Genomic DNA, 6,180 nt, shown 5'->3' on the forward strand with positions numbered 1-6,180 from the left:
AAACTACAAAAGTATATGAGCTAAGGGGCAAAAATATAATAAATAAAAAAAACCGGGAAATCCCGGTTAATTTAAAACATAAACTTTCACTTTTTGAATGCCATAATCAAGTGCCTCTTGGCGATCATTGAAAGCCAAATCAATTCTATTGCCTTTTATCGCGCTTCCTTGGTCTTCAGCAATAGCATGGCCATAGCCCTCGATCCATAGCTTAGTACCCATAGGAATAACCCTAGGGTCTACAGCTACAACACCTTTTTTAACTGTACTGCCAACATAGGTTAAGTTATTCCACTTCCCATTATCGAGCGGACCGGGTGCGTAAGCCGTTGCGGTCATGTCGATTACGCGGCTATAATTCTCCGGAGCACCGGTTAATGAGTTATCTTTACTTACGGAAGTGGGTATTAGCTTTGTCCCACCCTGCATAAACGCAGACAGCACGGTTAGTTGCTCTTGGTAAGGTGCTAATTGTTTGGTAACTTCTTGTTCAACCTGCTCACGCAGAGCTGTTTCTACTACTCTTTTAACATCAGCATTACCCATAACCGGATCTATGCTATTTTGTGAGATACGATCCCGAGCTAACGATGATAGGGCCTGTATGATTCCGTCTTTATCGACACTTTCAAAGCCCTGCCTCATTTCCATAAATTCTTGTATACGCGAGGTTGCTACACCTTGTTCTACTGCTTGTGCCAGTCTGTCGTCAAGACCAGCGGCATGAGCTTGCGGAACAATTGGAGACAATACACTCGCTGCTACTGCTACCATCATGGTTGCTACTAATATCTTCAACGATTTAACCTCCTTCTGCATGCTCATTAGTCATTTTATCATAAGTTTACATAATAATAAACGGTAATAATTGACTAGCAAAAGAAGGACCCCGCTTCTTAGGCAGGGCTGTCTAAATAACTATTTTGCCAACTCATATAACGTTTCCGTTAAAACCTGGATACCTATCTCTATGTTTTGGGGTGAAGTATATTCATCCACACTGTGGCTGATACCATTAACAGATGGTATTAAAATCATGCCAGTGGGTGCTAGTGAAGCCATATTCATGGCATCATGCCCTGCTCCACTATTTATTCTAACTACTGATAAGTCTCTTGAGCTGCAAACGCCTTCAATTACTTTTATTATACTTTGATCCATTTCGACCGGTTTCTCTGATGATAGCATCTCAATAGATATTGAAGTATCCTGACCGTCTGCAACTGTGCTTACTGCATCTTTAATATCTTGGAGGCACTCTATAATACTGTTATGGTTAACACCACGTATGTCAACCCACATTTCGACACGCCCCGGAATTACATTTATGGCGCCAGGATGAACTTTTAACGCGCCTACAGTAGCAACAGTTCCATAGTACGACTGCTCTAAACCTATCTCCTGAATGGCTAGTACTACCATTGATGCGCTTACAAGAGCATCTCGTCTGGTATCCATCGGTGTTGTGCCGGAGTGATTAGAGGTTCCTTCTACCGTGATTTTGAGACGTGTTGGTGCTGCTATAACATCAACAATTCCTATAGAACCTCCTTGGCTCTCTAAAATATTTCCCTGCTCGATATGTAATTCAACAAAAGCTTTAAGCTCACTACTGTATCGTGCAGCTTTTGCAACATTCTCAATATCTAATCCCCTTGAGGCTAAAACGTCTAGAAATCGGTTGCCCTCTTGATCTTTTGCTTTTCGCCAAGCATGAATATTAGCACGCCCTGCCATTGCCTTACTACCCATTGTCGCAAAAGCAAATCGGCTAGATTCCTCTGCTGCAAACACAATCAATTCAATAGGATGCGAAAGTTTTTTGTCCTTCAGGCGTAAAATAGCTGCTAACCCGCCTACAACCCCTACTACGCCATCATATTTACCGCCTCCTGGTACAGTGTCCAGGTGCGACCCTGTAGCAACGGCTGGAGCTTTACTATTTGGTACTTCCATTCGCCCGATAATATTCCCAATTTCATCTGTACGAACGGTTAGACCAGCTTCTTCCATTAGCTTAATGATATATTTTCGCGCCTTCTCATCAGCCTCACTAAAAGCCTCACGACAAATACCAAAATCCTGCTTTCCATACTGCGCAACTTCATCTATTACTTTGGTAACCCATTCCTCTGTCAATGAGCTGCCTCCCTTCTTTTACTTCGATTGATAAATTATTACAGTTCTAACGAAAATTTTATTCTCCTAATATATCTTGTTTTACCTTTTCAAAACCTAATCGATCTATCATCTTCCCCAAACGCTCATATTTGCGAGCATTGTCCTTGTAATAGGTCACAATTTTGTCAACAATCGGTAGAACTTCTTCTTGCGGGATATTCTGTACAAGCATATCTGCCACTCTCGGCCGAATTCCGGCATTACCGCCAATCATTATGGTATACCCTTTTGGCGTTCCCATTACTCCTAAATCTTTTACGGCTGGCTCGGTACAGGAATTCATACAACCGCAAACTGCCATCTTAAATTTTGACGGTAACTGCATGCCATGATAGCGTTCATCGAGAGCTAACCCAACAGTTACTGCATCTTGTTGAGCAAATTTACAGAAATGAGTAGACGGGCATATTCTAATACTTCTTACACACAATCCAGAGGCTGCTCCTTTTGGTATGCCTAACTCAGCCCATACCCTATCAATATCATCAGGTTTAATTCCAACAATAGCCAAGCGCTGAGAAGTTGTAAATTTTAACGCTTTAGCACCATACTTTTTTGCCACATCTGCTATTTTGTGCAAATAATTAAAATCAAACAACATACCTCCAGGTATATGGGGTACAACAGCGAAGGTTTTTCTATCACGTTGCAATATTGCACCTTTTTCTAGCAAGTCTGTTTTTATATCCATAATATCCTCCTATAGCAATTAGTACTACATTGAGCATCTATTACACAATTTAGCTGAAAATTCCTGCTATAGGCGAAAAAAGCGCCTATTGGCGCAGCTTAACGTACAAATGAGATAACTATTAAAATTAAAATCAGACCTGCTGCCGCCCCACCGATGATAAGCGCAGTCCTGTTTACTTTTGCCATATCCTTCTTATGATAAGCCCGTTTGCTATTCCCTTTAGCCATTTATTTATCCTCCTATAAAAGAGTTCTTAGTATTATTGTACAAATTTTCCACACAAATTCAAGCAAGATCTAAAAAACTTCTTATCTCTCTCCTCTTTATCACAAGACTCCTTACCTCTACTTTATCAGAAATGGCTCTCACACTAATGTATGAGAGCCATTTCTTTCTAATAATTATGAATCATATTCTTTTTATATTTTGAGTAAGACGCTTCTAGCTCACTGATTTTATCCGCCATTTCAAGTTGTAATCGTGACACGGCCTCATATTCACCAGCTATTACTGCTTCCTCAATTCGCGTAAACAAACTTTTTTGAGCAAAAGTGTCTTTAGCTAAATATATACGTAGTGCTTGGATTTTTTCCCAAGTATACAAATCATAATCCGCTACTGTATTAGCATCATGCAGACATTGACATTCTTTAACAATAGCTAGATTCTCTGGTATCAGACGTTTGAGCAATTCGGTCTTCCAGCGTGTGAGTGCGCCAGCGACAAAAGCGTTTATTAGTTCTTCTCTGAAGATATTTCCAGCAGTGAGGACTGCTACCTTTTCAGGGTACTTCTTGAGATTCTCCATATTCTCCCATACAGTTGCTGGAGGTTTAGAGAATAATCGATCACGTTCCTCTGCAGTATAATCTTCGAAAACATCGTGCTCACTGCGATACGCTCGGTCAGTTTCAAGATAAAAACCTGGTACTCCGGCCTCTTTAGATAATTCAGCTAATAATTCTTCATTTGATTTTCCGGATTTCAGTGCTGCCTTAACCCCGTCGAGCACTGATAAATATATTGTAGCTAATGCAATATACGTATTAGTATACGGATTCGGCGAACGCAATTCGAACCTTGTAGCCATAGGATTCTTAATATCGCGAATTAATCCAGCCAATATGGTACGATTACGTGATGGAATCTCAGGAGTATGACCAAGTGAAGTAACAATACAAACTGGCGCTTCGAATCCTGGTTTCAGACGGTTAAGTGAGTCATTAGTGGCCGAAATAAACGGATTTATGGCTTCATAATTTTTTAATAGCCCCATGATAGCACCGTAGCCAATACCGCTCAAGAAGTCCTTTTTCATATCAGTAGGAGCAAATAGATTGACCATTTTACCCGATTTCATTTTAGCTGCTATACCAAAATGGGTATGTTCACCACTACCAGCTACACCAATTATTGGCTTAGCCTTGAAAGTTACCTCAAGGCCATTTTCTCTAAATACTTCTTTTATAATTATTCTGGCTTGAAGCTCATTATCACCGACTTGAAGTGGTGTTGAAAAACGCCAGTCAATTTCTAATTGTTCCAGTACATGAGTTAAATGACCCGTTTCATCCATTCGAGCCTTAACACCGCCAACCTCTTTATGCCCCATTTCAGGTTCCAGACCATATTTTTCTAGCATTAATATTGCTTGCTCCATAGCTGTACGGACTTCACCACGTGTCCGTTGCCAATACTGCTCATGCATAACTTGCGAAGCTGATAACTCAGCCATCTCTGCCTTATTTGCAGGTGTCTTTACCCAAAACTCTAATTCGGTAGCTGAGGTAAATACAATATCTTCAATCTCATCAACATTCACATGATCCAACCCCGGAATATTAGGATACTGATTAAACAATGTAACAAGTTCGTCTTTAACATAATCTAAACTTTGAGCAAGAATTGACCTCGAGTCAACTCTTAAACCATTATGAATTAAAAAAGCAGGAATACGAAGAGTACCTACAGGTTTACCGGTCTTTTCATCGATATGCTCTACATTATAGTCTACGAACCAGTTTACACTTGAATCAGCAATCATATCAACCTTAGCATTATTAAGGGTAGCGATACCAGTAAGAACTACTGAAGAACCATCCGTCTGAACTGCAGAGCCTTCGAAAAAATCGTCCATATCTTTTAGAAAAATACTCATAGGAATTTTTTCGTCTGTGTCATTTCCGGCAAGGTCAATACCAACAAGAGAAACGAATTTAATCTCGGGGTGGCTCTTTAGAAGGTTAATCAAATCGTCCTTACTATATTTCTTTGCCGGAATGTAGTAAATTAAATCTTTAGCCATATCCTTCACCTCTTAAATTTATTTTGTCCTGTAAGAAAGGTCCTCAACCTGATTTGCGATAAAAAAAGACAAGACTCTCCCGTATTAACAGGAGAGTCTTCGTTGACTCGATGTATTTGATTATGAACTTATTATAACGAGATTATATTGATTTGTCTATAGGTATGATGATGCACTTTTAAAATTTTTTAGCTTCCCTAATCCTGGCAATAGCAATATTTTCAAACTAGTTCGCGCAAGACCATTTCTTTCTGTTATTATATTAGTATACAAACTATAATATAAAGGAGCAATGCAAAATGCTTGGAATGACAAAACAAGAGATTCAGGACGCCGTAGATGAATGGTACAAAAATAACCCCGACAAAGTAGCCTCTTTTATGCAAGGCTTTGCCACTAACACGGAGGACGATGACGTTTATCACCTTGTTTCTCGCGTTATGGCATCAGTAGGCTCGACTGTAGCAATGCACGCTATATCTGATGTTTTCGAACAGAATAACAAATTATTGACACAACAAATAAATGAACTCATTGACAAGAAAATTAATAGTGTATTAAATAAATAATCCATTATATTGGAAAAAAGCACCCACAATTAGTGAGTGCTTTTCTGCTAACCGGCAAATTCCTATCTTCCCAGGCCGTTTCCAGCTAAGTTAGCCGTTTAGAATGCTAATCTTAAGCTAATTCATTTAGTTTACATCAACGGCACTTTTCTGCGACACGCAGGCTAAAGTTCAAAGACACGAAGTGTCTACCATAGGCGTTTACGAGCTTAAGCAGCGAAACGGAATCTTTGATTCCGATTGAGTCGCTTATGCAGAAGCCGCAGCGAACCGACGGCAGCATCGGCGTGTGAGTCGCTGCTTCTGGATCGGTTACACTAAAATAGACAGTTTTCTTAAGGGGTAGTAAACTGTAAGTACCAAGGAATGGGGAGATTTACTATGACCAGAAGAAAACGGCGAGAGTACACAGACGAATTTAAAAATCAGAT

6 protein-coding genes are annotated in these 6,180 nt (G+C 39.9%); 1 reads left to right on the plus strand and 5 read right to left on the minus strand.

The features are described 5' to 3' along the window. Positions 1 to 66: 66 nt before the first annotated feature. From GX348_03575 to GX348_03595, 5 genes are all read right to left on the minus strand, one after another. A complete protein-coding gene (locus GX348_03575; GenBank protein NLP41267.1) occupies positions 67 to 777 on the minus strand; it encodes a hypothetical protein in 711 nt (236 codons plus the stop codon). Between the two features lie 141 nt (positions 778 to 918). Continuing rightward, on the minus strand, positions 919 to 2,139 hold the full coding sequence (locus GX348_03580; protein NLP41268.1) for a Zn-dependent hydrolase: 1,221 nt from the start codon (positions 2,137 to 2,139) through the stop codon (positions 919 to 921). Positions 2,140 to 2,197: 58 nt separating this feature from the next. Then, positions 2,198 to 2,872 (minus strand): NAD(P)/FAD-dependent oxidoreductase, encoded by a 675-nt coding sequence (locus GX348_03585; GenBank protein ID NLP41269.1) that lies wholly within the window; start codon positions 2,870 to 2,872, stop codon positions 2,198 to 2,200. 98 nt (positions 2,873 to 2,970) lie between these two features. After that, a complete protein-coding gene (locus tag GX348_03590) occupies positions 2,971 to 3,102 on the minus strand; it encodes a DUF2970 domain-containing protein (GenBank protein NLP41270.1) in 132 nt (43 codons plus the stop codon). 167 nt (positions 3,103 to 3,269) lie between these two features. Continuing rightward, positions 3,270 to 5,180: a glutamine synthetase gene (locus GX348_03595; GenBank protein ID NLP41271.1), complete on the minus strand. Its 1,911-nt coding sequence runs from the start codon at positions 5,178 to 5,180 to the stop codon at positions 3,270 to 3,272. A 299-nt stretch (positions 5,181 to 5,479) separates the two neighbouring features. Between GX348_03595 and GX348_03600 the strand changes: the two genes are divergently transcribed. Continuing rightward, a complete protein-coding gene (locus GX348_03600) occupies positions 5,480 to 5,749 on the plus strand; it encodes a hypothetical protein (GenBank protein NLP41272.1) in 270 nt (89 codons plus the stop codon). Positions 5,750 to 6,180: the final 431 nt, after the last annotated feature.

Source organism: Veillonellaceae bacterium (genome assembly GCA_012523975.1).
Taxonomy (GTDB): Bacteria; Bacillota; Negativicutes; order JAAYSF01; family JAAYSF01; genus JAAYSF01.